This is a genomic window from Cupriavidus taiwanensis, from assembly GCF_900250075.1.
GTDB lineage: Bacteria > Pseudomonadota > Gammaproteobacteria > Burkholderiales > Burkholderiaceae > Cupriavidus > Cupriavidus taiwanensis_C.
In genome coordinates this window covers 1,569,038-1,594,955 of sequence record NZ_LT977071.1, presented here as the reverse complement: position 1 = coordinate 1,594,955, position 25,918 = coordinate 1,569,038, and the positions used below count along the sequence as shown (strand labels likewise).

The following is a 25,918-nucleotide window of genomic DNA, read 5'->3' as shown; positions in this document are numbered from 1 at the left end:
CGGGGCAAAGCGTGCGGCGGGCGTGCGGCAAGCACAGGGCCCCACGCCGCCGCTGCGGCATCAATAGCGTTCAAATACCGCGGCAATGCCCTGGCCGCCGCCGATGCACATGGTTTCCAGGCCGTAGCGGCCGCCGCGGCGCTGCAGTTCGTGCAGCAGCGTGGCCAGGATGCGCACGCCGGTGGCGCCGATCGGATGGCCCAGCGAGATGCCCGAACCGTTGACGTTGAGCTTCTGCTCGATGGCGTCCTGGTCCTGCCAGTCCCAGCCCTTGAGCACGGCCAGCACCTGGCAGGCAAAGGCCTCGTTCAGCTCGACCAGGTCCATCTGGTCCAGCGTCAGGTTCAGGCGCGCCAGCAGCTTCTTCACCGCCGGCACCGGGCCGATGCCCATGTGCGACGGCTCGCAGCCGGCAGCCGCCCAGCCCACCAGCGAGGCCATGGGGGTCAGGCCGAGTTCGGCGAGCTTGTCCTCGGCGACGATCAGGCAGGCGGCCGACGCATCGTTCTGCTGGCTTGCGTTGCCCGCGGTGACCGTGCCGTTCGGCATCAGCACGCGCAGCTTGGCCAGGCTTTCGGGCGTGGTCTGCGGGCGGAAGCCCTCGTCGCGCGTAAATGCCACCGGCTCGCCCTTGCGCTGCGGCACCTGCACCGGAACGATCTCGGCGTCGAAGCGCCCGGCCTCCCAGGCGGCCGCGGCGCGCTGGTGGCTGCGCACGGCGAAGGCATCGGCGGCTTCGCGGCTGATGCCGTAGTCGCGCGCGAGGTTCTCGGCGGTCTCGATCATGCCCGAGATCTTGCCGAAGCGCTCCACCGGCTGCGAGCGCTCGCGGCCACGGTCGAGCCGGTCGAAGAAGCGCACGTTGCCGGAGCGCGCGCCCCAGCGCATATCGGTGGTGTAGTACTCGATATTGCTCATGCTTTCGACGCCGCCGGCGATCACCACGTCGGCCGCGCCGCTCTGCACCATCATCGCCGCGGTAACGATGGCCTGCAGCCCGCCGCCACAGCGGCGATCCAGCTGCATGCCCGGCACCTCAACCGGCAGGCCGGCCTGCAGCGCGGCCCAGCGGCCCACGCACGGCACTTCGCTGTTGGCATAGGACTGGGCAAAGACGACGTCGTCGATGCGCGCCGGGTCGATGCCGCTGCGTTCCACCACCGCGCGCACGGCGGTCGCGGCCAGTTCCTCGACCGGCACCGGGCGCAGGCTGCCGCCAAAGGTGCCGACGGGGGTGCGAAGGGGGGTGACGATTGCAGCTCTGCGCATGGAAGTCTCCTTGGTATTCGGTATCGGGTGAATCATCAAGTTAGTCGGTGTGCGTCGTCCCCGGAAGGGCGACGAAGGCCGCGCCGCACTGGCGCAGCAGCGCATGGGCCTGGCGCTCCAGGTCGGCGCGGTGTTCGGGGGCAGCGATGTCCAGCATGCGGCGCACGCGCTGCGACAGGGGCTGGCCGCGCAGGTCGGCCACGCCATGCTCGGTGACGATCAGGCCGGCGTCGGCACGCGGCGTGCTGACCGGGCCGGACAATTGCGCGACGATGCGGCTCGCACCTTTGGCGGTGGCAGGCAGCGCCACGATCGGCAGGCCGCCGCGGCTGCGCGCGGCGCCGCGCAGGAAATCCACCGCGCCGCCGACGGCGCCGACATAGACGCCGGCGGCAACTTCCGCATTGACCTGTCCGGTCAGGTCGACCTCGATCGCCGAATTGATCGCGGTCAGCTTGTCCACGCTGGCGAGCACTTCGGGATGGTGGGTGTAGGCGGTTTCGCGCAGCTGCAGCTGCGGATTGCGATGAGCCCAGCGCCGCAACCGCTCGCTGCCCATCAGGATGCCGCCAATGCCGATGCCCGTATCGATGCGCTTGCGTGCGTTGGTCAGCACGCCGGCCTCGGCCAGCGCGGCAATGCCGTCGCCGACCGCGCCGCTGTGCAGCCCCAGGTCGCGGCGGTCATGCAGCGCGGCAACCACTGCTTCAGGAAGGTTGCCGATGCCCATCTGCAGGGTCGCGCCATCCTCCACCCAGCCGGCGATATGGCCGGCAATGGCCTGTTCCGCGGGGCCGGCAGCGCTGCGCTCCAGACTGATGGGCGGATACAGCGCCTCGACCTGCAGGTCGATCTGGTCAGCGGTGAGATAACGGCTGCCGTGGGTCCACGGCACCTCCGGGTTCACTTCAGCAATGATCACGCGGGCGCGGTCGAGTGCGGCGGGAAGGTATTCGTGCACCAGGCCCAGGCTGTGACGCCCCTGTTCGTCGGCGGGCGAGACCTGCACCAGCACCACGTCCGCACGCAGCGTGCCGTGCCGGATCAGCCCCGGCAGGTGCGAATAATGGCTCGGCACGATGTCGAGCACGCCCGCGCTGGCCAGCCGGCGATGCGGCCCGCTGGCGGCATAGCCGAAGAAATCGATGACATCGGCCTGCTCCGGTTGCAGCGTGTCCGACTGGCCGATGCCGACGAAGACGCTTAAGCGCCCGCCTCGCGCGATGGCATGGCGATGCGCCACCAGCGCGCGCGTCAGCGTCAGCGGCTCGGCGGTGGCTTGTCCCCACCAGAGGTGATCGCCGGGGCGGATCAGGGTTTGCAGTCGGGAAGCCAGGTCGTGCATGTCCACGGGAAAACGTTGGGTCGGCTCACGGCCGGAAATCGGCAGGGCCGCGCCGGATAGCCCGAAGCATGTCGCCAAAGCCGCGTTTGCGCTATTCGACAATGCCAATGGCCGGCTTCGGCACTGGCGAAATGCCGGCCGGGCGCTGGCTGCCGGGACTTAAGCCGCGTGGAAGGCGCGCTTTCGGAATCGCTGATTGTCCCGCCGGCCGAACGCCGCGACCATGGCGGCTATCACGCGGCGTCGGCCATCCGCCACGTCGCCGCATAGATCGCCACGTACCCGACCGCCACAGACACAGACCGACCGCAAGGCAGCGCCATGATCGAACAGACCCTATCGAATAATTTCCACGAAATCCGCGATGCCATCCGTGCGCTGTGCGCCGAGTTTCCCGACGAGTATTTCCGCAAGGTCGATGAACAACGCGCCTATCCCGAGGCCTTCGTCAATGCGCTGACCGCGGCGGGCTGGCTGGCAGCGCTGATTCCGCAGGAATACGGCGGCTCCGGCCTGGGCCTGACCGAAGCCTCGGTCATCATGGAAGAGATCAACCGTTGCGGCGGCAATTCCGGTGCCTGCCATGGCCAGATGTACAACATGGGCACGCTGCTGCGGCACGGCTCAACCGCGCAGAAGGAAAAGTACCTGCCCAAGATCGCCTCCGGCGAATGGCGCCTGCAGTCGATGGGCGTGACCGAGCCCACCACCGGCACCGACACCACCAAGATCAAGACTTCGGCGGTGAAGAAGGACGGCCGCTACGTCGTCAACGGCCAGAAGGTATGGATCAGCCGCGTGCAGCACAGCGATTTCATGATCCTGCTGGCGCGCACCACGCCGCTGGCCGAGGTCAGGAAGAAGAGCGAGGGCATGTCGATCTTCATGGTGGACCTGCACGAGGCGCAGAAGAAGGGCCTGACGGTGCGCCCCATCCCCAACATGGTCAACCACGAGACCAACGAACTGTTCTTCGAGGACCTGGAGATTCCCGAGGAAAACCTGATCGGCGAGGAGGGCAAGGGCTTCAAGTACATCCTCGATGGCCTGAATGCCGAGCGCACGCTGATCGCCGCCGAGTGCATCGGCGACGGCTACTGGTTCATGGATCGGGTGACGAAGTACGTGAAGGAGCGCGAAGTCTTCGGCCGCCCCATCGGCCAGAACCAGGGCGTGCAGTTCCCGATCGCGGAGTCGTTCATCGAACTCGAGGCCGCCAACCTGATGCGCTGGAAAGCGTGCGAGCTGTTCGACAAGCACGAGTCCATGGGCGCCCAGGCCAACATGGCCAAGTACCTGGCCGCCAAGGCCAGCTGGGAGGCCGGCAATGCCTGCCTGCAGTTCCACGGCGGCTTCGGCTTTGCCTGCGAATACGATGTCGAGCGCAAGTTCCGCGAGACGCGCCTGTACCAGGTGGCGCCGATCTCGACCAACCTGATCTACTCCTTCGTCGCCGAACACGTGCTGGGCCTGCCGCGCTCGTTCTGAGCGGCAGGGCGTCAGGGCCGGCCGGCTTGCCTTCGCGCCTGTCCGGTGCGAACGGCGTCCCGGCCTGGCTGCTCGTGCCGGCAATCCGTTTCGGGCGACGCTTACGGCATTCGGCGCCCCGGTCTCACTCGATTGCCGGCAGCTCGGGTAGAATCCCGCCCTATGTCGCGCATGATTGCCTTGCTCCTGATGCTGATCCTGCCGCTGCAGGCGTTGGCCGCAGCGCAGCGGCAGCTCGCGCACGCGGCCGGCTTCCCGCCGGACCACATGGCCGCGCACGCCGAACATGTTCCGCATCACCATGATGAGGATGGCGAAATCGCCTTCGACGATTCCGCGGCTTCCGCGTCGCACCAGCTCGACTTCGACTACGGCACCCACTTCCAGGCGCCATTGCCAGCCGGCATGGTGCCGCCGCTGACGCTGCAGACGCAGCGCGAGCCGTCGTTCCTCGGCAGTCGCATCCCCGACCCGGGCTCCAGTCCACCGTTACGCCCCCCTCACGCGCCCGCCTGACGGCGGGGCACTGATCTGCTGATTGCCTGCCGTGGCGCAATGCCTTGCGCCGCGCCCCGCCGCATTGCCTGCTTGTCGCAATCTGCGTTGGGGATTCCATGCACAAATTCTTCATCTCCGTGGTGGCGTCGGCGTTGCTGATGCCGGCGGCCCATGGCCAGCCCGCGCCGGCCGACCTGCGCGCGCTGTTCGATGCCGCCTGGGAGCGCTCCGTCGCCTTCCAGGCCACCGAGGGGCGGCGCCTGGAGGCGGCGGCCAGCCGGGTCCAGGCCGATTCGCTGATCGCGGGACCGCCCACGCTCGGCCTGCTGCACCGTGACGACCGCTGGACCGAGCAGCGCGGCGTGCGCGAGAGCGAGGTCCAGCTGGGCGTGCCGGTGTGGCTGCCAGGCCAGCGCGCGGCACGCGGCGAGCTGGCCGACGCCCAGGCGGCCGAGGCCGAGGCTGGCGTCGCGCTGGCGCGGCTGAATCTTGCCGCGGAAGTCCGCGAGCGCGTCTGGCAGCTGGCCGCCGCGGAAGGCGAGCGCGAGGTGATGCGTCGACGCAACGGGATCGCCGCGTCGCTGCGCGACGATGTCCGCCGGCGCGTCAATGCGGGCGACCTGGCGCGCACCGACCTGCTGCTGGCGCAGCAGGACCACCTGGCGGCACAGGGGCTGCTCGCCGACAGCGAGGCGCGCGTGGTCGAGGCCAGCGCACGGCTGCTGCAAGCCACCGGCGTTGCCGCGCTGCCGTCGCGGTACGACGAGGCGGCGGCGCCGCCGGGAGACCCGGGCGGCCTGGCCGCGAGCCATCCACGCCTGGAAGCGGTGCAACAGGCCGTGCTGCGCAGCGAACGCCAGCTGGGCTACCTGCGCAAATCGCGCCGCGACCCGCCGGAAGTCGGCGTGATGTACCGCAACGACCGGGCCGGCGGCGGCATGCCCGGCGACCAGACCGTCGGCCTGTTCGTCAGGATCCCGTTCGCCACGGATGCGCGCAACCTGCCGCGCGAAGCCGCCGCGCAGACCGAGCTGATGACAGCCCGGGCCGAACTCGCGCGCACCGAACGCATGGTGCGCGCCGAGATCGACGCGGCGCAGGCCGCGCTGCGGCTGGCCGGGCAGCAGCTCGGCCTGACGCAAGAGCGCAGCGCCACGCTGTCCGAACGGGCGGCGCTGCTGCGCAAGACCTTCGATGCCGGCGAGATCGGCCTGCCGGAAGTGCTGCGCGCACAAAACCAGGCGCTGGAAGCCGAGGCCGACCTCGTGCGCCAGCGTGCCCGGCACGGCATCGCCATTGCCACCCTGAACCAGGCGCTCGGAGTCCTGCCATGATCCGCCAGTTGTTTCTTTCCCTGTTCCTGTCGCTCGCGCTCGCGGCGCCGGCGGCGCATGCCGGCCCCGGCGCGCACGGCCCCAATGGCGAGCACCTGGACGCGCCCGCCGGCACTGGCGCGGCGGCGCACGCCCAGCCGACCATCGAAGCCCATACGGAAGCATTCGAACTGGTCGGCACCCTCTCCACGGACGAACTCTCGGTCATGGTGGACCGCTACGTCACCAACGAGCCGGTGCTCGACGGCACGCTCGAGGTCGAGTTCAACGGCATCAAGGCCCAGGGCAAGCTGCATGCCGATGCCGGCGACTATGCCTTTAGCGACGAGAAGCTGCTGCTGGCGCTGCGCCAGCCCGGCCAGCATGCGCTGGTGTTTACGCTCGTCACCGGCAACGAGTCGGACCTGATCGAGGGCACCCTGAACGTCGCGGCGGACGGACACGACCACGGCCTGGCGTGGTGGCAGGCGCGCTGGCCGTGGCTGGTCCTGCTTGCGGCGCTGCTTGCGGCAGCCGCGGCCTGGGGCGTGAAGCGCCGCGCTGGCAAGAGGAACGGAGGCATGGCGTGATGAAGACGACCCATATCGCGACCCATATCGCAACCCATATCGCAACCCTGGTGATTGCGCTGACCGCCTGGTCAACCTTGCCGGCGCTGGCCGGACCCGGCGCGCACGGCCCGAATGGCGAACACCTCGATGCACCGGCCGCGGTGCCGGTCGGCAGTGGCCTGGCCCGGCTGCCCGACGGCAGCGTCCACGTGCCCAAGCTGGCCCAGCGCCGCATGGGCATACGGACCGCGATGCCGCAGCCTGCCGCGCACCCCGTGACCGTGGAACTGAACGCCGTCGTGGCGATCGATCCGAACGCGGGCGGGCGCCTGCAGGCGGGCCACCCGGGCTGGATCGAACCGCCGCCGGGCGGCTTTCCCGTGCTGGGGCAGCGTGTCGCCAAGGGCCAGGTGCTGGCCGTGCTGCGCCACAAGAGCGAGCCCTTCGACATCGGCAACCAGCAGGCACAGTTCGCCAACCTGAGCGCCAGCCTGAAGCTGGCGCGGCAGCGGCTGCAGCGGCTGGAGTCGCTGCCGGACAGCATCCCGCGCAAGGAAATCGAAGCCGCCCGCGCCGAGGTCCAGAGCCTGTCCGGCCAGCGCGATGCGGTTGGCAAGAGCCTGCACCAGACCGATACGCTGACCGCGCCGGCCAGTGGCGTGATCGCCAGCGCCAATGTGCTGGCGGGGCAGGTGGTTGCGGCCGGGGACGTGCTGTACGAGGTGGTCGACCCCGCCCGCCTGCTGATCGAGGCCAGCACCGCGGACAGTTCGCTGGCCAGCCGCATCAAGGGCGGCGCCCTGGCTAGCGGCACTGGCGGCAAGCTGGAATTCGTCGGTGCCGGCCGCAGCCTGAAGAACGGCGCGGTGCCGCTGACGTTCCGGCTGACCGCCAACGACGTGCCGCTGGCCGTCGGCCAGCCCGTGACCGTGGTCGCGACGCTGAGCGATACCGTCCGCGGCATCGCGCTGCCCAGCGAGGCGCTGGTGCGCAACGCCAGCAACCTGCCGGTGGTGTGGATCAAGTCCGGCACGCAGCGCTTTATCGCGCAGCCGGTCGAGGCGCGCGTGCTCGATGCGCGCACCGTGGTCGTGGTCGGCGGACTGTCGCCGGAGAACCGGGTGGTGGTGTCCGGCGCGGCGCTGATCAACCAGATTCGCTGAGGGGCGCGCATGTTCAACTGGACCGTTCGCGCCAGCCTGGGCAACCGGCTGCTGGTACTGGCCATCGCGCTGATCCTGATGGTCTACGGCGGCCTCACCGCATGGCGCACGCCGGTCGATGTGTTCCCGGACCTGAACAAGCCGCTGGTGACCGTGATCACCGAAGCGGGCGGCATGGCGCCGCAGGAAGTCGAGCTGCTGGTGTCGTTCCCGATCGAGACCGCGCTCAACGGCATGCCCGGCGTCACGCGGGTGCGCTCGGTGTCCGGCGTCGGCCTGTCCATTGTCTATGCGGAGTTCGACTGGGGCAGCGATATCTACCGCAACCGCCAGCTCGTGTCGGAACGGCTGGCGCTGGTGAAGGAGCAGTTGCCGGGCGGGCTCACGCCCATCCTCGGCCCGGTCTCGTCGATCATGGGCGAGATCATGCTGATCGCCTTGCCGATCGATCCGGCGCGCGCCAGCCCGATGCAGGCGCGCGAGTATGCCGACTTCGTGCTGCGGCCGCGGCTGCTGTCGGTGCCTGGCGTGTCGCAGGTGATCCCGATCGGCGGCGAGGTGCGGCAATTGCGGGTCGAGCCCGATACCGCGCGCATGGCGCAATTCGGCGTGGCGCTGGCACAGGTGCAGGGTGCCTTGCGCGACTTCGCCGCCAATACCAGTGGCGGCTTCATTGACCTCAACGGCCGCGAATACCTGATCCGCAATCTCGGCCGCACGAACCGGCTCGACGACCTCAAGGGCCTGGCGGTTGCTTACAAGGACGGCGTGCCGGTGCTGCTGGAGCAGGTAGCCCAGGTACGCTACGCCGCGGCGCTCAAGCGCGGCGACGCCGGCTTCAACGGCAAGCCCGCGGTGATCGTCAGCGTGCAGAAGCAGCCCGCCGCCGACACGGTGCGCCTGACGCGCGACCTGGAAGCCGCGCTGGGCGAACTGAAGCAGGGGCTGCCGCAGGGGCTGTCCACGCCGCAGGTGCTGTTCCGCCAGGCCGACTTTATCGAGGCCTCGATCGGCAACGTGGTCGAGGCGCTGCGCGATGGCGCCATCATGGTGACGGTGATCCTGTTCGCGTTCCTGCTGAGCGCGCGCACCACCGCGATCTCCCTGGTGGCGATCCCGCTGTCGCTGGCCGTGTCCGCGCTGGCCTTCCACCTGCTGGGCCAGTCGATCAACGTGATGACGCTGGGCGGCCTGGCCATCGCCATCGGCGAACTGGTCGACGACGCGATCGTCGACGTGGAGAATATCCAGCGCCGGTTGCGGCAGCGTGCCGGCATGGACAACCCGCCGCCGGTGCTGGAGACCATCTGGCGCGCCTCGGTCGAAGTGCGCTCCGGCATCGTCTATGCCACGCTGGTGGTGGTGCTGGTGTTCGTGCCGCTGTTTGCGCTGCCGGGGATCGAAGGGCGCCTGTTCGCGCCGCTGGGGATTGCCTACATCGTGTCGATCCTGGCGTCGATGCTGGTGTCGATGACGGTGACGCCGGTGCTGTCGTACTACCTGCTGCCGCGGATGAAGCGGCTCGAACATCCCGACAGTCCGCTGGTGGCATGGCTCAAGCGCGCCGATGCCCGCATCCTGGACTGGTCGTTCCCGCGCGCGCGTGCGGTGCTCGCCGTGGCCGCCGTCGCGGTCGTGCTGGCGGCCGCCACCGTGCCGTGGATGCCGCGCGCCTTCCTGCCGGGCTTCAACGAGGGCTCGATGGTGATGTCGCTGATGCTCAATCCCGGCACCTCGCTGGCCGAAGCCAACCGCATCGGCGCCCTGGCGGAAACGCTCATCCTGCAGGTTCCGGAGGTCACGCGGGTCGGGCGCCGGACCGGCCGCGCCGAACTCGACGAACATGCGGAAGGCGTGCATGCCTCGGAGATCGACATCGACCTGAAGCCCTCCGGCCGCAGCCGGGAACAGGTCATGGCCGCGATCCGCGCGCAACTGGCCGGGCTGCCTGCGTCGGTGGCGATCGGCCAGCCGATTTCGCATCGGCTGGATCACCTGCTGTCCGGCGTGCGGGCGCAGATCGCGCTGAAGATCTATGGCGACGACCTCGATACGCTGCGCGGCCTGGCTGAGAACGTGCGTGGGCGCCTGGCGGCGATACCCGGCCTGGTCGACATCACGGTCGAGCGCCAGGTGCTGATTCCGCAGGTCAATGTGCGGCTCGACTATCGCAAGGCCGCGCAGTACGGCATCCCTGCCGGTGAGGCGCTGAAGGCGCTGCAGACCTTGTCCGACGGCACGCGCGTCACGCAGCTGATCGACGGCGTGCGCCGCCACGACCTGGTGGTGCGCCTGCCCGATAGCGGCCGTACGCCGCAGGACCTGTCCCGGGTCATGCTGGATTCGCCGCGCGGCGCGGTGCCGTTGTCGGCCATCGCCAGCGTGGAGGAGGGCGATGGCCCCAATCAGATCGGGCGCGAGAACGGCCGGCGCCGCATCGTGGTCTATGCCAATACCGACGGCTCCGACATGGCGCAGGTCATCGGCGCGGTGCGCGGCGCGGTGGCGCGCGCAGGACTGCCCGGTGGCTATTTCGTCAGCATCGAGGGCCAGTTCCAGGCGCAGGAGCAGGCCACGCGCCGCATCGTGCTGCTGTCGCTGGTGTCGCTGGCGCTGATCTACCTGGTGCTTTACTCGCGCTACCGCTCCGCGACCCTCGCGCTGGTGATCATGGCCAATATCCCGTTCGCCCTGATCGGCAGCGTGATCGCGATGTGGCTGGCGGGGCTGAGCCTGTCGGTGGCGTCGATGGTCGGCTTCATCACGCTGACCGGCATTGCCACGCGCAACGGCATCCTGAAGGTCAGCCACTACATCAACCTGTGCCGCTTCGAAGGCGAGACCTTCGGCATGCCGATGATCGTGCGCGGTTCGCTGGAGCGCCTGACGCCGGTGCTGATGACCGCGCTGGTGGCGGCGTTCGCGCTGGTGCCCTTGCTGGTATCGGCCGATGCGCCGGGCAAGGAGATCCTGCATCCGGTCGCGGTGGTGATCTTCGGCGGGCTGGTCAGTTCGACCCTGCTCGATTCCATGCTGACGCCGCTGGCGTTCTGGCTGTTCGGGCGCCGCCCGCTGCAGCGCATCCTGTCGCAGCAGCCGGAGGACACTTACTGATTCACGGGCTTTGGCAGCGGCGCCCGCAAGCCGCTGCAGCAACGGAGTATGCGATGAAGAAACAGATCCCTGCCATGTTGTTTGCCGCCAGTGTTGCCCTGTCCGGGCTTTCCGGCCTGGCCCTGGCGCATGGCGCCAAGCCTGCGCAATACGGCGGCATCGTGCAGGCCGCCGGCGACCTGCAGTTCGAGCTGGTCAACCGCGACGGTGCCGTCACGATTTATGTCGACGACCATGACAGGAAGCTGCCCGTGGCCGGCGCCAGCGGCAAGCTGACGGTGCTGACCGGCACCCGCAAGACGGAAACGGCGCTGAACCCGGGCGCGGACAATGCGCTGGTTGCGGCCGACAAGCTGCAACTCACTGCCGGCTCCAAGCTGGTGGCGACGATCCGGTTTGCGGACGGCAAGACTGTCACGGCGCGCTTTGTGGCGAAATGACGGGCGCTCCCTTGACTCACTGCGTTACTTGGTAACATTTGAAAGAATCGCCTGTTTCAAAAAAAACTTCATGCTGAGCAGGAGGCGCCATGGACCGCCGCAAACTCATTCTGAATGGTGCGCATCTGGGTGTGGGCCTGGTCATGGCGCCGTTGCTGACCGTCGCTGCTGCATTGGCGCAACCCGCATCCAGTCCCTCGGCAAGGTCCGCCGCGACACCCGTTCAACGCAGCCGCGGACGTAAGGCCCGCATCTTCATCACTGGTTCGTCCGACGGTCTCGGTCATGCGGCGGCGCGGACGCTGCTCGGCGACGGGCATGAGGTCGTGGTGCACGTTCGCTCCCAGGCGCGGCTGCCCGCCGTCAGGGAGCTCGTGGAGCAGGGTGCCATCGCGACCATCGGCGACCTTTCCGACCTGGAGCAGACACGGGACCTGGCCCGGCAGGTCAACGCCATTGGCACGATGGACGCGGTGATCCACAACGCGGGGATCCTGTCAGGGCCCCAGGTCCTGATGGTCAACGTCGTCGCGCCGTACCTGCTCACGGCGCTGATCCGGCGCCCCAGGCGGCTGATCTACCTGAGCAGCAGCATGCACAAAGGTGGCCGGGTAAGTCTTGACCGCATCGACTGGTCCGGGCGTACCGGCACAGCTGGCTATTCGGAGAGCAAGCTTTTCATCACGACCCTGGCGGCAGCCGTGGCGCGGTTGTGGCCCGACGTCTACAGCAACGCAGTCGATCCGGGCTGGGTTCCCACCAAGATGGGCGGTGCGAATGCGCCAGACGACCTTCGGCTGGGACATCTGACCCAGGAGTGGCTGGCGACCAGCAATGATCCGCGGGCGCTGACCAGCGGGGGGTATTGGTACCACCAGCGGCTGCAGGAGCCGCACCCCGCCGTCCACGACACGCGATATCAAGATCGGTTGCTCGGCGAGCTGGCACGCGCGACAGGGACAAGGCTGGTCTGAGGCACAAAGGTCAGGTGAATGGACAAGGGCGAAGGGCTGGTTTCGCGCCTTGGAATTCGTCGCGAAGAGCAAGCTGCCTCTGATCGCTGATTGATATCGTTTGCGCTGTTCCTTGCGGCATTCTCGCCGGCATGGTTCATACCGCTCGCTCGCCTTCTTCGCTCGGCTTGGCGTCCCCTTCATTCGCATCTATTCGTGCGTTGAAGGCTGACAGACGCGTCCCTTGTATGACGCAAGGTGACAGCAAGACCCGAGGAACTCAGCCAGTTCCAACTCGCCATGAAAGGTATGAGCTGACCTGCATCTCCGGCATCTGCCTGCCTTGCCGAATTTTTAGACTGTACTCGTGACCAATAAAAAGAGAGGGATTCCATCGAGTACGTGCCGACCGCCTGAGCCTATATAGCCTTCACCCGTGGCACTCGACACCGGGCCCCCGTCGGTGAGTGCAGCTCGCGTTAGCTTGGCTCGCTAAGCTGATCGGGATTCGTCGACACGACGGAACGCCCACTGACATCCGTAGCTTCCCCGATGTCGCTCCATGCCTACAGGGTTTCTTCCGATTACACTAATTGTTCAAGTGTACAGATAATGTCGTGCATAGTGCGAGACGCGGTGCGCCATCGCGGTCGGGCTCGAACACCAGGTAGGAGCTTATCCATGACAGCAATATCCGTTCCGAAAAGCGACGTTCTCGTTGAGAGCCCGGAGGAAAAGGCGCTCTTTTCCAAGATCAACTGGCACATCCTGCCCTTGCTGCTGATTGCCTACTGTTTTGCATTCATCGACCGGGTGAACATCGGTTTTGCCCAGCTTCAGATGAAGGGCGAGCTCCATTTCAGCGATCAGGTCTTTGCTCTCGGCGCGGGCATGTTCTTCGTCGGCTACCTCCTGTTCGAGGTGCCGAGCAACATGCTGCTGGAGAGGATCGGGGCACGCAAGACCATCCTGCGCATCATGCTGTGCTGGGGCGCTTGTGCTACCGGCATGGCCTGGGTTTCGGAGCCCTGGCAGTTCTATACGCTGCGCTTCCTGCTTGGCGCTTTCGAGGCGGGCTTCTTTCCCGGCGTTGTTCTCTACTTCACCTACTGGTACCCGCCGGCCCGGCGCGGCCGGGCCATCGCGGTGTTCATGACCTCCACGGTTGTCTCCGGCATCCTCATCGGTCCGGTCAACGGCGCGCTGATGAAGTTCGGCCACGGCTTTCTCGGCTACCAGGGCTGGCAGTGGATGTTCATTGTCAATGGTGCGCCCTGCCTGCTGATTGGCTTTCTCTGCTACCTCTGCCTGAGCGACAGGCCGGCTGAGGCCAAATGGCTCTCCTCCGAGCAGAAGAAGCTGCTGGCCGATCGACTTGCCAGGGGCGGTGGGTCCGGTGGAGGCAGCCACAAGGGCGCTCTTGGGGCGCTGCTGCGCGATCCCAAGGTCTATGTGCTCTCGTTCATCTGTTTCCTGTACCTCGGCGCGGTCTATGTACTGGTGTTCTGGGTACCGACTCTGATCCAGAGTTGGGGTGTGCAGGACGTGTTTCACATCGGCTTGCTGCAAGGGATCCCGAACATCGTCGGCGCCGCCGGCATGATCCTCATGAGCCGCAGCTCCGACCGGAACAACGAGCGGCGATGGCATTTCGTGGCCGGCGTGGTCCTGATCGCGGCCGGCCTGCTCGGGATCGCCTGGCTGAACGGTGGCGTGGCTGAGTCAATTGCGCTGCTCTCGATCGCGACCATCGGCACGGCTTCCATGACACCGTTGTTCTTCTCCTTCGTCAGCGAGTACCTTCCGAAGGAACAGGCGGCCAGCGGCCTCGCGCTGGTGAGTTCGCTCGCCAACATCGCGCCGATGGTGACGCCCTCCATCAGCACCTGGCTGCGAACCTCGACGGGCAGCAACGCCTCCAGCCTGCTCCTGGTGGTCGCGCTCTATGCCGCCGCGGCCGTCATCATGGTCTTCGCCGCCCGGCGCCCGAAACTTCAATATCAAGTTCAAGGAGTATCTGCGCTATGACACAAGTAACGGAAATCAGAGACGGCATGGCCATCGATTGGGACGTACCGATCGAGATGGACGATGGCACCGTGCTGCGGGCCGACGTCTACAGGCCCATTGCGCCGGGCAAGTACCCTGTCATCATGACCTATGGCCCCTATGGCAAGGGGCTGTCCTTCCAGGAGGGGTACAAGACCGCCTGGGATCTGATGGCCGCGCGTTACCCGGATGCGCTGGAGGGCTCGTCGAACCTCTACCAGGCGTGGGAGGTAGCCGACCCGGAAAAATGGGTGCCGGACGGCTACGTCGTCGTGCGCGTGGATTCGCGCGGCGCGGGGCGCTCGCCCGGGATCATCGACCACTTCTCCGAGCGAGAGGCACTCGACTACTACCAGTGCATCGAATGGGCCGGCGTTCAGCCCTGGTCGAATGGCAAGGTGGGCTTGAACGGGATCTCGTACTACGGGGCCAACCAATGGGTTGTCGCGGGGATGCGGCCGCCGCATCTGGCCGCGATCTGCCCCTGGGAGGGCTTCAGCGACGGCTACCGGGAGTCAGCGTTCCACGGCGGCATCCTGTGCACGTTTGGCAAGAACTGGCAGGAGATTCAGGTCAAGACCGTCCAGTACGGGCGGGGCGAGAGCGCGCCGCGCAGCAAGGTGACTGGCAAGCTGGTGTGTGGCGACGAGGCGCTCAGCGAAGCGCAACTGAAGGCCAACCGGGCGGAAATATCGGGCCGTTCCAATGACCACCGGTTTGACGATGACTTTTATGCGCGGCGCCGGGCGCGGCTGGACGAAATCACGGTGCCGGTTCTGTCCGCCGCCAACTGGGGAGGGCAGGGGCTGCATCTGCGCGGGAACGTGGAGGGTTTCGTCCAGGCCGGGTCGAAGCAGAAATGGCTGGAGATACACGGTGAGGAGCACTGGACTTCGTTCTACACCCGCTACGGTGTGGGCCTGCAGAAGCAGTTCTTTGGCCATTACCTGAAGGGCGAGGACAACGGCTGGAACAAGCGCCCGCCAATCCTGCTGAAGGTGCGCCATGTGGACAAGTTCGTCGAACGCGCGGAAAGCGAATGGCCGCTGGGGCGCACGCAATGGACCAGGATGCACCTGGACCTGAAGCGCCAGTCGCTGTCGAGCGAGGGCAGCGAGGAGCCGGCTTCGGCGACTTTCGATGCGATGGGGGACGGCATCCGCTTCATGTCCGCGCCGTTCGAGGGCGAAACGGAAATCACCGGACCGCTCGCCTGCAAGCTGTTCGTGTCCTCATCGACCACCGACGCGGACATCTTTCTGGTGCTCGGTTTGTTCGATCCGCAAGACAAGGAAGTGGTCTTCCAGGGGGCCTTGGACCCGCACACGCCCGTGGCCCAGGGCTGGTTGCGCGCATCGCACCGGGAACTGGACACGGCGCGCTCGCTGCCGTGGCGCCCCTACCATGCGCACCGGCGGCAGCAGCCGCTTGAGCCGGGAAAGCCGGTCGAGCTAGACGTTGAGATCTGGCCCACCTGCATCGTTGTACCTGCCGGCTGGCGCATCAGCTTGACTGTCCGGGGGAAGGACTACGAGTACGCGGGAGCAGCTACGCACTTGTCGAACGTGAAGTTCCCGATGAAGGGGTGCGGGCCATTCCTGCACGACGATCCGGAAGACCGGCCGCCGTCCGTTTTTGGAGGCCGGACCACGCTGCATGCAGGCGAAGACATGGTCCCGTATCTCCTGCTGCCCGTCGTTCCGCAGCGCTAGAGCGTGTCACGAACCGATTAACCCAGCTTCATTTGCTTTACATACAGGGATTCCCATGAACAAGGTTCTTCGCAGGCAGGAAGTGACTTCAGTCAATGTCGGAGGCCAGCAGTCGCAGGCCATCACCGAGGAGATTCCCATTATCGACGTGGGGCCGTACTTCGCGGGTGTTCCCGGGGCTCTCGCAAATGTAGGTGAGCGAATCCGCGAGGCCTGTACCGAGATCGGCTTCTTTTATATCGTCAATCACGGTGCATCTCAGGCGACCGTGGACCGGGTGTTCAAGGCGATGGAAAGTTTCTTCACGCTGCCCGCATCCGAAAAAATCAAGGTGCGCATGAACGAGCACCAGTCGGGCTGGCAGGCACCGAATGTCGCCATTCATGGCGACAGCTTCGACAAGGTGGTAAAGCCACAAGCCACGGAGGCATTCAAATTCGGTCCGGAACTTGAGCCGACGGACCCGGATTTCCGGGGCAGCAAGCGTTTTCGTGGGCATAACCAATGGCCGGAAGCCCTGCCCGAAGAAGATAAACAAGCGTTCCTGCGCTATCACGCGGAGTTCAACGAACTTGCCAAGCGCCTGCTGGCGCCGGTCGCGGTTGCGTTGGGTCAGTCCCCGGACTTCTTTGACGAGGCATTCCGTAAAAGCGATTCCGTGATGCGAAGCGCTTTCTATCCCGTGGTCAAGCCGGAGGAAAACCAGTTTGGTTTGCCCGGTCACACGGATTTGAGTTTCCTCACCATGATTCCGCCGGCCACGGCTCCCGGGCTGCAGATTCTGACAGCGGCCGGCACGTGGATAGACCAGCCGATCGTCGAGGGTGGCATTTTGGTGAACACAGGCGATACCCTGCGGACCTGGTCCAATGACCAGTTTATCGCTACCCCGCATCGTGTGGTCGCCTCGACCAGGGAAGAGCGCTATTCGGCCATCTTCTTCCTTTACCCGAATCTGGATGCTGTCATCTCATGCGTGCCGAGCTGCTGCAGTGAAGACCAGCCGAGGAAATACGCGGACCTGACGTTCGCGGATTTCTATGCCGGATACTCCGCCCGCAACTTCGGCTACGCCGAGAAAAAGGCTTGAGGTATCCCCGCAATCGCGCAAACTTTGTCTTGTCGCCGGCCGCGTGAGCACGAAGCCATATCTGAAGCCAGGCAGGTGCACCCGCCCCGCGAGTTTCTACCCCCTTGGTACATGCGACGGTGATGTTGTGCCCTCGGCGCATTGCGCGGGTCTGTGCAGGGTTGAGTGCCTTGCATTATGCGAAGCACGCATCGATCCAATTCCCAAATTCACTTGCCAGGTGCCATTGATGGCCCGAAACGACTTGCGGCAGGATCAACAGGGGAAACTCGACCAGGAGTTTAGCTCTGAAGCCCTGGCCTTCGTTGCGAAATTGATGGCGAACGCCTCCTAAAGCAGTGCCCTTGGCACTTCTGGCCACTCCGGCAATCTGGTGCGGGTACGCCTGGTCTGGCGGGGATCGCAGGCTCGACAGGTCGGAATAGTCGATAAAGAAGCGCGTGGAAAATGGCGCGCCTCCAGTCGTTTCGATGACTTCTTGAATACCACCAGCGCCCGTGCGGATCATGTAGTGGTCTGGTGCGGCCGACAGCATCGCCAGCTCGTCGTTGCTCCGCGTGCGCGCCTGGAACCAGTCTACGAAATGTTCTGCTGTACCCCCGGAGACAATCAGCTCTGTCACGGAGAAGCGGCGGGAGCCGCGAGACATGGCAGCCGTCAGCTCGGCAAGGGGCGAGGAGATCCCTAACTCAAGACGCAAGGTCTTCATCAAGCCCTCCGCGCCGAGCTCCAGCTTGAGGGCTAGCAATTGTCGACGAATGGCCGCCAGGTCGAGGCTGGCAGGGCGGGCGCCCAGTTTTCCCAGAACAATCTGTGCGCGGCGTTGCTCCCACTCGAGGACCATCTGGCGAGGGATTTCGCGACCGTTGATGATCGTGCGGATTGCCGGGCTGACATGCATCTTAGTTTTCATCGAAAATTTTTTTTCGGAGGCTGCTCAGTAGAGGTACGAGTGACCAAGTTACATGGAAAGACGGGCGGGCTGATGTGGACAATTGCGCGCTTTGTGGTGCGAAAAAAGCTTAAAGCATGATGGTGGAAACCCTTCCTTGAACTTGGTCAATTGTACAGTGTAATATTCGGTCTGGCTAAAGGAGACATCGATGTTACGCAAGTTCATCTTCCTCGCGACGTGCTTCTGCCTGTTTGCCGCCAATGCGGCCATGGCGCAGGGGCAAGTCGTTCGAATCGTAGTGCCTATTGGCGTTGGAAACAGTTTCGATACCTCCGCACGCGTGCTTGCCGAAGCATTGCGCAAGGCGACCGGGCAAAGTTACATCGTCGATAACCGGCCGGGCGGCGGCGGCATAGTCGGTACTGCAGAGGTTGCTCGTGCCAAGCCCGATGGGCTGACACTGCTGTACACCACCGCGGGCCACGCGACCAACGCTGCGCTGCACGCCAAGCTTCAGTACGACAGCATCAAGAGCTTCACACCCATCAGCATGATCACGCAAAGCAGCGGCTTCGTCCTGCTGGTTCGTGCTGACTCGCCATTCCGGACGGTGCGCGACCTGATTGCCGCAGCGAAGTCGAAACCCGGATCGGTTTCCTTTGGCTCTTTCGGTATCGGCAACACCACGCACGTGGTAGGTGCATTGTTCGCGAGGGGTGCAGGCGTTCAGATGCTGCACGTCCCGTACCGGTCTCCCGTCAGTGATTTCCTTGGCGGGCAAGTGGACTCGATCTTCATTGGAGAGTCGACCGCAATGCCTCTGCTCAAGGACGGAAAGGTTCGTGCACTCGCCATTTCGGCTTCGAAGCGCTCCCCGACCTTGCCGGATGTGCCGACCTTTGAAGAAGTCGGGGTTAAAGGCGCTGACGTGCCCGCGTGGTCGGGATTGCTGGGGCCCGCAGGCATGTCGCCGGAAAGCGTTAAGAAGCTCTACGCTGCTTTGCAGCAGGCTGTAAAGACGCCTGAGTTCCAGGCAAGCCTGAAAATCAATGCGGCGAACGTTGTGCTGATGGCCCCGGATCAGTTCGCGAAGGAGTTGGAGTCTGAAGTAGTGAGGTTCAAGACGCAACTGCCGTCACTCGGTATCCAGATGGAGTAAGTGCGACCTGCAGTTGTGTCCGACGCTCGGTGCGAGAAGTCTTCCACTTTCCAGAAATCTGTTTTCCGCCCGCGCCGTTTCGACGCAACCAGCGTGCGTGTAAGGTCTCGATAACGGATTTCCCGCGTGCCATCTGGCATTAACAGGAGACATATGGAACCGGTCCAGTCATTCGTCTATGAGGCGAACGCGGCTCGCGTAGTTTTTGGTGCTGGCGCACTGCGGCAGGTCGCGGCGGAAGCCGAGCGCCTCGGTTTGCGTCGCGCTTTGGTACTCAGCACGCCGAATCAGCGATCCGAGGCGCAGCGTGTCGCAGACCTGCTTGGCTCGCGTTGCGCCGGGATTCACGCTGGCGCCGTCATGCACGTTCCGGAGGAGAGTGCGCAGGAGGCGGTTGCGCGGGCAAGCGCGCTCGATGCCGACGGCGCGGTGGCGATCGGCGGGGGCTCCACGACTGGCCTGGCCAAGGCGATAGCGCTGGAGACGGGACTGCCCTATATCGCCATCCCGACCAGCTATGCGGGATCCGAAATGACACCGATCTATGGCCTGACTGCGGGCGGGCAGAAGAAGACCGGGCGGAATCCGCGCGTGCTGCCCCGTGTCACGCTTTACGATCCGGAGCTGACCGTCGGGCTGCCCGCACAGCTTACCGTGACGAGCGGGCTCAATGCCATTGCGCATGCGGCCGAAGGACTCTATGCGCGCGACACCAATCCGGTGATGGCATTGATGGCGGAAGAGGGCATTCGCGCCCTGGCCGCAGGCATTCCTGCCGTTGTGACGACGCCGGATAACCTCGAGGGCCGGGCGCAATGCCTCTATGGCGCCTGGCTGTGTGGCACCGTACTTGGCAGCGTGGGCATGGCGCTGCACCACAAGCTATGTCACACGCTGGGTGGCAGTTTCAACTTGCCGCATGCGGAAACGCACACCATCGTGCTGCCGCATGCGCTGGCCTATAACGCCGCGGCCGCCCCTGAGGCGATGTTCCGCATCCAGCGCGCAGTTGGCAACCATCAGACCTCCGCCGCGGCTGCGCTGTACGACCTGGCAGGGCAACACGGCGCGCCGCTCGCGCTGCGCGACATCGGCATGCGCGCCCAGGACATCGACGTCGCAGTCGAGCAGGCGCTTGCCAATCCCTACTGGAATCCCCGTCCGATTGAGCGCGAACCGATCCGGGCATTGTTGCAGGCGGCATACGACGGTAGTCGCCCGGCATGACGACGCGAACGACAGAGAAGAATGGAGTGAGAGCATGAGGATAGCGTTCCTGGGTACAGGAAAGATGGGCTTGCCGATGGCACGGCACATGGCGTGTGGTGGGCATGAGGTTGTGGCGTTCGATATCGCCTCAGCCCAGCTTGCACTGGCACGTGAGGCCGGCCTCGCGATTGCGGCATCGCTTGCCGATGCTGTCGCACCGGCGCAGGTGATATTCAGTTCTATGCCGCACGACGCGGCGTTTGCCGCCGTATCCGCTGAAGTCGCGGCCTGCGCGCCGCCAGGGTCCATCTATGTAGACACCAGCACGATTTCTCCGGCGGCTTCGGCTGCCGCGGCCTTGCACCTGGCGGCACGCAATATCGCGTACCTGCGGGTGACGGTGTCGGGCAACAACCATATGGCCGAGGCGGCGAACCTGACCGCGATGGTGTCCGGTCCCGCCGCGGCGTTTGAGCACGTCAAGCCCTTGCTCGCGCTGGTCGGCCCGACCCAGTTCTATCTCGGTGACGCGGAGCAAGCCCGCCTGATGAAGCTGGTCATCAACCTGCTGATTGCATTGACCTCCGGGATGCTCGCGGAAGCGCTGACGCTTGGCCAGAAGGGGGGGCTCGACTGGAAGGCCATGTGGGAAGTGATTGCAGCCAGTGCGGTCGCATCGCCCATTGTCAAGGCGAAGTCCGCACAGCTAGCGGTGCACGACTACGCGCCGACCTTTACCGTTGACCAGATGCTCAAGGATGTCGGCCTGATCCTCGACGCCGGCGCGGACCTGCGGGTGCCAATGGGCTTGACCGCTTTGCTGGGCCAGATGCTGCAAGGTGCCGCAGCGCAAGGCTTTGCTGGCGAGGACTACGCAGCCGTGATCAAGTTCGCCGGGCAAGCGGCAGGAGTGCCGCAGCGCTAATTCCTGGTCGTGACCGCGATAACCGTTCAGGTCGTCCACTTCCGTTCGTAGTCCATCTGGTGGAAATGGTCCACCAGGAACTCGATAAACAGCCGAACCCGTGCGGGCAAGTATGTACGGGTCTGGAACGCGATATTGACGGTGAGCCGTGGCAGGTCCCAGTCGTCCAGCACCGGCACGAGCCGTCCGGCGACGATGTCGTCGTACACGATGTACTTCGGTTGCACAAGAATGCCCATGCCGTTGAGGGCGGCGGCCCGAAGTACCTGACCGTCGTTCGATTCCAGCGTGCTGCGCACATTGATGGTCTGCTGTACCTCGTCGCGGCTGAAGGTGAGTTCGTTGGGGCGATTCGCATAGGAATAGATCAGCATGGCATGACTGGCGAGATCTTCGATGGTGCGAGGCATCCCCTTGCGCTCAAGATAGCGGGGCGATGCCGCCAGCACGCGGCGCATTTGCGCCAGGCGGCGCACGGTGAGATTGGAATCAGGCTCGAACTCGCGGGTGCGAATGGCGAGATCAATACCGCTATCCATGATGTCGTAATAGCGATTAGCGGCAACGATATTCACGCTGACTTTCGGATAGCGCTCGGTAAATTCCGGAATCAGCGGCGCCAGGTGGAGCATCGAGAACGACAGGGATGCCGTCACAGTCAGAGTGCCGGCCGGTTCCAGCACGTTGGCGCTGACATCGGCCTCTGCTTCCTTCATTTCTGAAAGCAAGTCCTTGCAGCGCCTGAAGAATTGCTCTCCGACCTGCGTCAGGTAGAGGCGGCGCGTACTTCGCTCGATCAGGCGTGCAGCCAGCCTGCGCTCGAGCGAGGTCAGGTGGCGGCTCGCCGCGGCATTCGACATTTCCAGATTCTCGGCGGCCTTGGTGAGGCTTCCCAATTCCGCGGTCTGCACAAACAACTCAATTTCCGTCCACCGATCCATGCAGCGTCTCCAACACTTGCGTCGTTCAATTTTCTCGCGGCGAGGAAGATTGATTTCCCTTATGCGATTTTTTTTTTGTTTTTTTAAAGTATAGACTTCTTTGCAATCAGCCAGTCATCAATGAATGAACAATTAGTGCTGATGCAGGAGGAAGGAGGCAACGTCATGATGCGAACACCGATTCGCAGCGCTGCGCCCGTCACGATGGATGCCATGCATGGCGATCTGGTTGTCGACATGCTGATGGAAAGGCGAACCTATTTCCGCCATCGGGCACCGCGCATAAGAGGAGACCATGAACACAATCCACGAAATCACACCGCTGTTCGAGATGCGTGGCATCTCGAAGACCTTTCCCGGGGTCAGGGCACTGGACGATATCTCGTTCTCGGTCTATCCCGGCGAGGTGCATATGCTGCTGGGGGAGAACGGAGCGGGAAAATCCTCACTGATGAAAGTCCTGTGCGGCGTCTATGCCGCGGACGCGGGTGAGTTCTACCATGAAGGCAGGCAGGTCAAGGTGTCGGGTCCCGCAGATACGATGCGGCTCGGCATTGCCGTGATCTTCCAGGAGTTTTCGCTGGTCCCGTATCTCGATATCGCGCAGAACATCTTTCTCGGACGCGAACCGCGCGGCCGCCTTCCCGGCTCGGTCGACCACAAACGGATGCACGCCGAGGCGCGTCGCCTGCTCGACATGCTCGGCATGGATCTGAGCACCCATACCCCGGTGCATCGTCTTGGCGTGGCCCAGCAGCAGATGATCGAGATCGCCAAGGCGCTGTCGCAGGATGCGCGCATTCTCGTGCTCGACGAGCCGACCGCTGCGCTCTCCGACCGCGAAACAGAGCGGCTGTTCGATGTGATCGGCCGGCTGAAGGCCGACGGCGTATCGCTAATTTATATCTCGCACCGGATGGCCGAAGTGTTTGCGCTCGGCGACCGCATTACGGTGATGCGTGATGGCCGCAAGGTCGGCAGCTATCTGCCCGGCGACGCGACGCCCGACGAGCTCGTCACGCGCATGGTGGGCCGCAAGGTTGACATGAGCTATTGCCGCGAGCGGGGCGGGCTGCCCGGCGAGCTGGTGCTGGATGTGCGCAACGTCAGTGCGGGAAATGGCATCGAGAACGTCAGCCTCCAGGTGCGCGCAGGAGAGATTGTCGGCCTTGCCGGCCTGGTCGGTTCGGGACGCAGCGAAGTCGCGCGCGCGGTGTTCGGCGCGGACCCGATCCGTGAGGGCGAGATCCGGATCTTTGGCCAGGCAATGCGCGGCGGACCCGAAAAGGCAAGGGCGCTCGGCGCGGCGTTGATTCCGGAAAGCCGCAAGACCGAAGGTCTGGCGCTGATTCGCTCGGTGCGCGACAACCTGCTGCTGGCCGGGCTGAACCGAGCATTTCCGATGCAGTGGTACCGCCATGGCAAGGCGGAGGTCATGTCCGCCAGGGAGATCGAGCGGCTGCGCATCGCAACCCCCAATGGCGACCAGCTCGCGCAGAACCTGTCGGGCGGCAACCAGCAGAAGATCGTGATCGGAAAGTGGCTGCTTGCCGAGGCGCGCCTCTTTATCTTCGACGAACCGACTCGCGGCATCGATGTCGGCGCCAAGGCCGAGATCTTCGCGCTGATCGACGGGCTTGTGAAGCAAGGCGCTGCGGTGCTGCTGATCAGTTCCGAGCTGCCGGAAATCATCAATGTCTGCGACCGCACCTATGTCATGCGGGAAGGCCGGATTGCCGGCGAACTCGCGCACGGCCAGATGAGTGAGGAAAGCATTCTGCAACTGGGGATGAACGATGTCTGATACGCCTGATACCCAAATGTTGTCGCACGCCATGTCGCGACCGCCCGCTGCATCGCCTGTCAGCTTGCTCACCCCCGCGCTGGCGCGCGTACCAGGCTCGGCCTGGGTGCTGCTTCTGCTGGTGCTCGCGTTCAGCGTGGCCGGCCAGGGCTTCCTGAGTGTCGCCAATCTGCTCAACGTCGGCACTCAATCCACGATCTTGCTGCTGGTTGCCTTGCCGATGACGCTGATCATCATGACGGAGGGACTCGATCTTTCGATCGGCGCGGTGCTGACGCTATGCGGCGTGGTGCTGGCAACGGTTGTGATTGGCACAGGTTCGGTCGGCCTCGCCCTGGCGGCCGCCCTGGGTGTGGGCGTCGCGTTTGGGCTGCTCAATGGCGGACTGGTTGCGTGGCTTGGCATGCCGCCATTCGTGGCAACGCTTGGCACCCTCGGTGTGGCGCAAGGGTTCGCATTGGTGATGACCGACGGCCAGAGCGTCGTCGGCATCGGCGACACGATTCCGGCGATCTATGCCGGCGCGTGGCTCGGTATCCCGATCCCGCTCTGGATTGCCGCAACCTGCTACGGCCTGTTCCATTGGCTGCTTTACCGCTCCCGATTCGGAGCTTATGTCTTTGCCCTGGGTGGCAATCGCGAAGCACTCAAGTTTGCCGGCGTTCGCGTCAATCGCTACCTGATCGCGGTCTATGCCCTGGGCGGGCTGATGGCAGGTCTCGCAGCATTGCTGCTAACTGCGCGGATGAACGCCGGGCATCCGACCGCTGCCATCGGGCTCGAGTTCGATGCCATCGCGGCGGTGGCGGTGGGTGGTACCACCTTCGATCGCGGCAATGGCTGGCTGCCCGGCACGCTTCTCGGTGTGCTGACCGTGGGTGTGCTGCGCAACGGGCTCAATCTGCTCGGCGTGCCCTCCGCGGTGCAAGTTGCCGCCATCGGGCTGCTCGTCCTCGTGGTCCTGCTGATCGAGTCGTACAAGAATAAGGAGAAGGCATGAACACCCACGCGCTCACGCCGCGCTTTGCGCTTTCCGCCGATGCCCGTTCATTCGCGTACCGGCTCGGGGCGCTCGGCCTGCTCTGTGCCTTGCTGGCCATCGCATCGGATGCGTTCCTGACAACCGGGAACCTGCTCAATGTGCTGCGCCAGGCCAGCCTGCTGTTCCTGCTCGCCTCGGGCCTCACCCTGGTGATCCTGACCGGGGGACTCGATCTGTCGGTTGGTGCGAATGTCGCAATGTCTGCCTGCCTGGCGGCAAGTGTCATGAAGGCTACCGGCTCCACGCTGCTCGGGGTCGGGGTCGGCCTTGGCTGCGGCATGCTGATCGGGCTTGCCAATGGCGTGCTGGTGGCCGCCCTGCGGATTCCACCGTTTATCGCCACCTACGGCATGCTGTGGGTACTCCACGGACTCACATACTGGTTCATGGCCGGTGAAACGATTCACGGATTCTCGCCGGCGTTCCGTGCCATTGGCAGCGGCTACTTGCTGGGGGTGCCGATCCCCGTATTCCTGATGCTGGTCTTCCTGTTTGCGGGCATGGCGGTATCGCAGAAGACCACGTTCGGACAGGAGATCTATGCAATCGGCGCAAATCCCGTCGCCGCGCGCCTGTCCGGCGTTCCGGTCAAGCGGCGCCTGGTGCTGGTCTATATGGTTAGCGGTGCCATGGCAGGGCTTGCAAGCCTGGTGTTCCTCGCGCGCCTGAACTCGGCCGAGGGCGATATCGGCGAGGCGCTGACCTTGCCGGCCATTGCCGCGGTGCTGATCGGTGGGACGTCGCTGTTCGGGGGCGTGGGCAGGGTCTCGGGCACGCTGATCGGCGCCATCATTCTGACGCTGGTGCTCAATGGCATGAACCTGCTGACCATCAGCGCGAACTGGCAGCCGCTGCTCACTGGCGTCATCGTCGTGCTGGCGGTATTCCTCGACACCATTTCCCGTCGCCGCAACGGTACGCGCTGAACTTCAATTCC

The 25,918-nt window shown here is 64.9% G+C and carries 21 protein-coding genes; 17 read left to right on the top strand and 4 right to left on the bottom strand.

The features are described 5' to 3' along the window. Nucleotides 1–60 precede the first annotated feature (60 nt). Together CBM2588_RS23540 and CBM2588_RS23535 are read right to left on the bottom strand one after the other, a co-directional pair. Nucleotides 61–1,269: an acetyl-CoA C-acetyltransferase gene (locus CBM2588_RS23540; protein ID WP_115682738.1), complete on the bottom strand. Its 1,209-nt coding sequence runs from the start codon at nt 1,267–1,269 to the stop codon at nt 61–63. A gap of 40 nt (nt 1,270–1,309) precedes the next feature. Then, nucleotides 1,310–2,614 carry an acetyl-CoA hydrolase/transferase family protein gene (locus CBM2588_RS23535; RefSeq protein ID WP_115682737.1) on the bottom strand — a complete coding sequence of 435 codons (1,305 nt, stop codon included), beginning with the start codon at nt 2,612–2,614 and terminating at the stop codon, nt 1,310–1,312. A gap of 321 nt (nt 2,615–2,935) precedes the next feature. On the opposite strand from CBM2588_RS23535, the gene CBM2588_RS23530 reads away from it, so the two are divergent. The 11 genes from CBM2588_RS23530 (at nt 2,936) to CBM2588_RS23480 (ending at nt 17,006) form a co-directional block, all read left to right on the top strand. Further along, complete coding sequence (locus CBM2588_RS23530) at nt 2,936–4,102, top strand: acyl-CoA dehydrogenase family protein (protein ID WP_092310014.1); 1,167 nt, start codon at nt 2,936–2,938, stop codon at nt 4,100–4,102. 189 nt (nt 4,103–4,291) lie between these two features. Then, a complete protein-coding gene (locus CBM2588_RS23525) occupies nt 4,292–4,618 on the top strand; it encodes a hypothetical protein (RefSeq protein ID WP_231942253.1) in 327 nt (108 codons plus the stop codon). Between the two features lie 98 nt (nt 4,619–4,716). Then, the gene (locus tag CBM2588_RS23520; protein WP_115682735.1) at nt 4,717–5,934 is read left to right on the top strand and encodes a TolC family protein; all 1,218 of its coding nucleotides are present in this window, start codon (nt 4,717–4,719) and stop codon (nt 5,932–5,934) included. After that, nucleotides 5,931–6,503 carry a hypothetical protein gene (locus CBM2588_RS23515; protein WP_115682734.1) on the top strand — a complete coding sequence of 191 codons (573 nt, stop codon included), beginning with the start codon at nt 5,931–5,933 and terminating at the stop codon, nt 6,501–6,503. The genes CBM2588_RS23520 and CBM2588_RS23515 overlap by 4 nt, the downstream gene beginning before the upstream one ends. Beyond that, on the top strand, nt 6,503–7,648 hold the full coding sequence (locus CBM2588_RS23510; RefSeq protein WP_115682733.1) for an efflux RND transporter periplasmic adaptor subunit: 1,146 nt from the start codon (nt 6,503–6,505) through the stop codon (nt 7,646–7,648). Before CBM2588_RS23515 ends, CBM2588_RS23510 begins: the two co-directional genes overlap by 1 nt. A gap of 9 nt (nt 7,649–7,657) precedes the next feature. Next, on the top strand, nt 7,658–10,762 hold the full coding sequence (locus CBM2588_RS23505) for an efflux RND transporter permease subunit (RefSeq protein WP_115682732.1): 3,105 nt from the start codon (nt 7,658–7,660) through the stop codon (nt 10,760–10,762). Nucleotides 10,763–10,815: 53 nt separating this feature from the next. Next, on the top strand, nt 10,816–11,202 hold the full coding sequence (locus tag CBM2588_RS23500; RefSeq protein ID WP_115682731.1) for a hypothetical protein: 387 nt from the start codon (nt 10,816–10,818) through the stop codon (nt 11,200–11,202). 89 nt (nt 11,203–11,291) lie between these two features. Beyond that, entirely contained in the window at nt 11,292–12,176 is an 885-nt protein-coding gene (locus CBM2588_RS23495; protein ID WP_115682730.1) for an SDR family NAD(P)-dependent oxidoreductase, read from the top strand. A gap of 660 nt (nt 12,177–12,836) precedes the next feature. Further along, a complete protein-coding gene (locus CBM2588_RS23490; RefSeq protein ID WP_115682729.1) occupies nt 12,837–14,183 on the top strand; it encodes an MFS transporter in 1,347 nt (448 codons plus the stop codon). Further along, entirely contained in the window at nt 14,180–15,916 is a 1,737-nt protein-coding gene (locus tag CBM2588_RS23485; RefSeq protein ID WP_231942252.1) for a CocE/NonD family hydrolase, read from the top strand. The genes CBM2588_RS23490 and CBM2588_RS23485 overlap by 4 nt, the downstream gene beginning before the upstream one ends. Nucleotides 15,917–15,971: 55 nt before the next feature. Beyond that, nucleotides 15,972–17,006, top strand: coding sequence for an isopenicillin N synthase family dioxygenase (locus CBM2588_RS23480; protein ID WP_172583655.1), 1,035 nt, complete (start codon nt 15,972–15,974; stop codon nt 17,004–17,006). A 175-nt stretch (nt 17,007–17,181) separates the two neighbouring features. On the opposite strand, the gene CBM2588_RS23475 is transcribed toward CBM2588_RS23480, so the two are convergent. Next, on the bottom strand, nt 17,182–17,919 hold the full coding sequence (locus CBM2588_RS23475) for a hypothetical protein (protein WP_197717971.1): 738 nt from the start codon (nt 17,917–17,919) through the stop codon (nt 17,182–17,184). Nucleotides 17,920–18,109: 190 nt separating this feature from the next. On the opposite strand from CBM2588_RS23475, the gene CBM2588_RS23470 reads away from it, so the two are divergent. The 3 genes from CBM2588_RS23470 to CBM2588_RS23460 all read left to right on the top strand — a co-directional run bounded on the left by CBM2588_RS23470 (nt 18,110) and on the right by CBM2588_RS23460 (nt 21,194). Further along, nucleotides 18,110–19,060 carry a Bug family tripartite tricarboxylate transporter substrate binding protein gene (locus CBM2588_RS23470; protein ID WP_115682725.1) on the top strand — a complete coding sequence of 317 codons (951 nt, stop codon included), beginning with the start codon at nt 18,110–18,112 and terminating at the stop codon, nt 19,058–19,060. Nucleotides 19,061–19,213: 153 nt separating this feature from the next. Further along, nucleotides 19,214–20,287 carry a maleylacetate reductase gene (locus tag CBM2588_RS23465; protein ID WP_115682724.1) on the top strand — a complete coding sequence of 358 codons (1,074 nt, stop codon included), beginning with the start codon at nt 19,214–19,216 and terminating at the stop codon, nt 20,285–20,287. Between the two features lie 34 nt (nt 20,288–20,321). Continuing rightward, entirely contained in the window at nt 20,322–21,194 is an 873-nt protein-coding gene (locus CBM2588_RS23460; RefSeq protein WP_115682723.1) for an NAD(P)-dependent oxidoreductase, read from the top strand. Between the two features lie 26 nt (nt 21,195–21,220). Here the strand turns inward: CBM2588_RS23460 and CBM2588_RS23455 are convergent, their stop codons facing one another. Continuing rightward, the gene (locus CBM2588_RS23455) at nt 21,221–22,135 is read right to left on the bottom strand and encodes a LysR family transcriptional regulator (RefSeq protein WP_115682722.1); all 915 of its coding nucleotides are present in this window, start codon (nt 22,133–22,135) and stop codon (nt 21,221–21,223) included. A 295-nt stretch (nt 22,136–22,430) separates the two neighbouring features. Between CBM2588_RS23455 and CBM2588_RS23450 the strand changes: the two genes are divergently transcribed. The 3 genes from CBM2588_RS23450 to CBM2588_RS23440 are packed head-to-tail and all read left to right on the top strand — an operon-like array spanning nt 22,431 to nt 25,907. Further along, nucleotides 22,431–23,939: a sugar ABC transporter ATP-binding protein gene (locus CBM2588_RS23450; RefSeq protein ID WP_115682721.1), complete on the top strand. Its 1,509-nt coding sequence runs from the start codon at nt 22,431–22,433 to the stop codon at nt 23,937–23,939. Then, nucleotides 23,932–24,939 carry an ABC transporter permease gene (locus CBM2588_RS23445; RefSeq protein ID WP_231942251.1) on the top strand — a complete coding sequence of 336 codons (1,008 nt, stop codon included), beginning with the start codon at nt 23,932–23,934 and terminating at the stop codon, nt 24,937–24,939. The genes CBM2588_RS23450 and CBM2588_RS23445 overlap by 8 nt, the downstream gene beginning before the upstream one ends. Then, nucleotides 24,936–25,907, top strand: coding sequence for an ABC transporter permease (locus CBM2588_RS23440; RefSeq protein WP_115682720.1), 972 nt, complete (start codon nt 24,936–24,938; stop codon nt 25,905–25,907). The genes CBM2588_RS23445 and CBM2588_RS23440 overlap by 4 nt, the downstream gene beginning before the upstream one ends. Nucleotides 25,908–25,918: the final 11 nt, after the last annotated feature.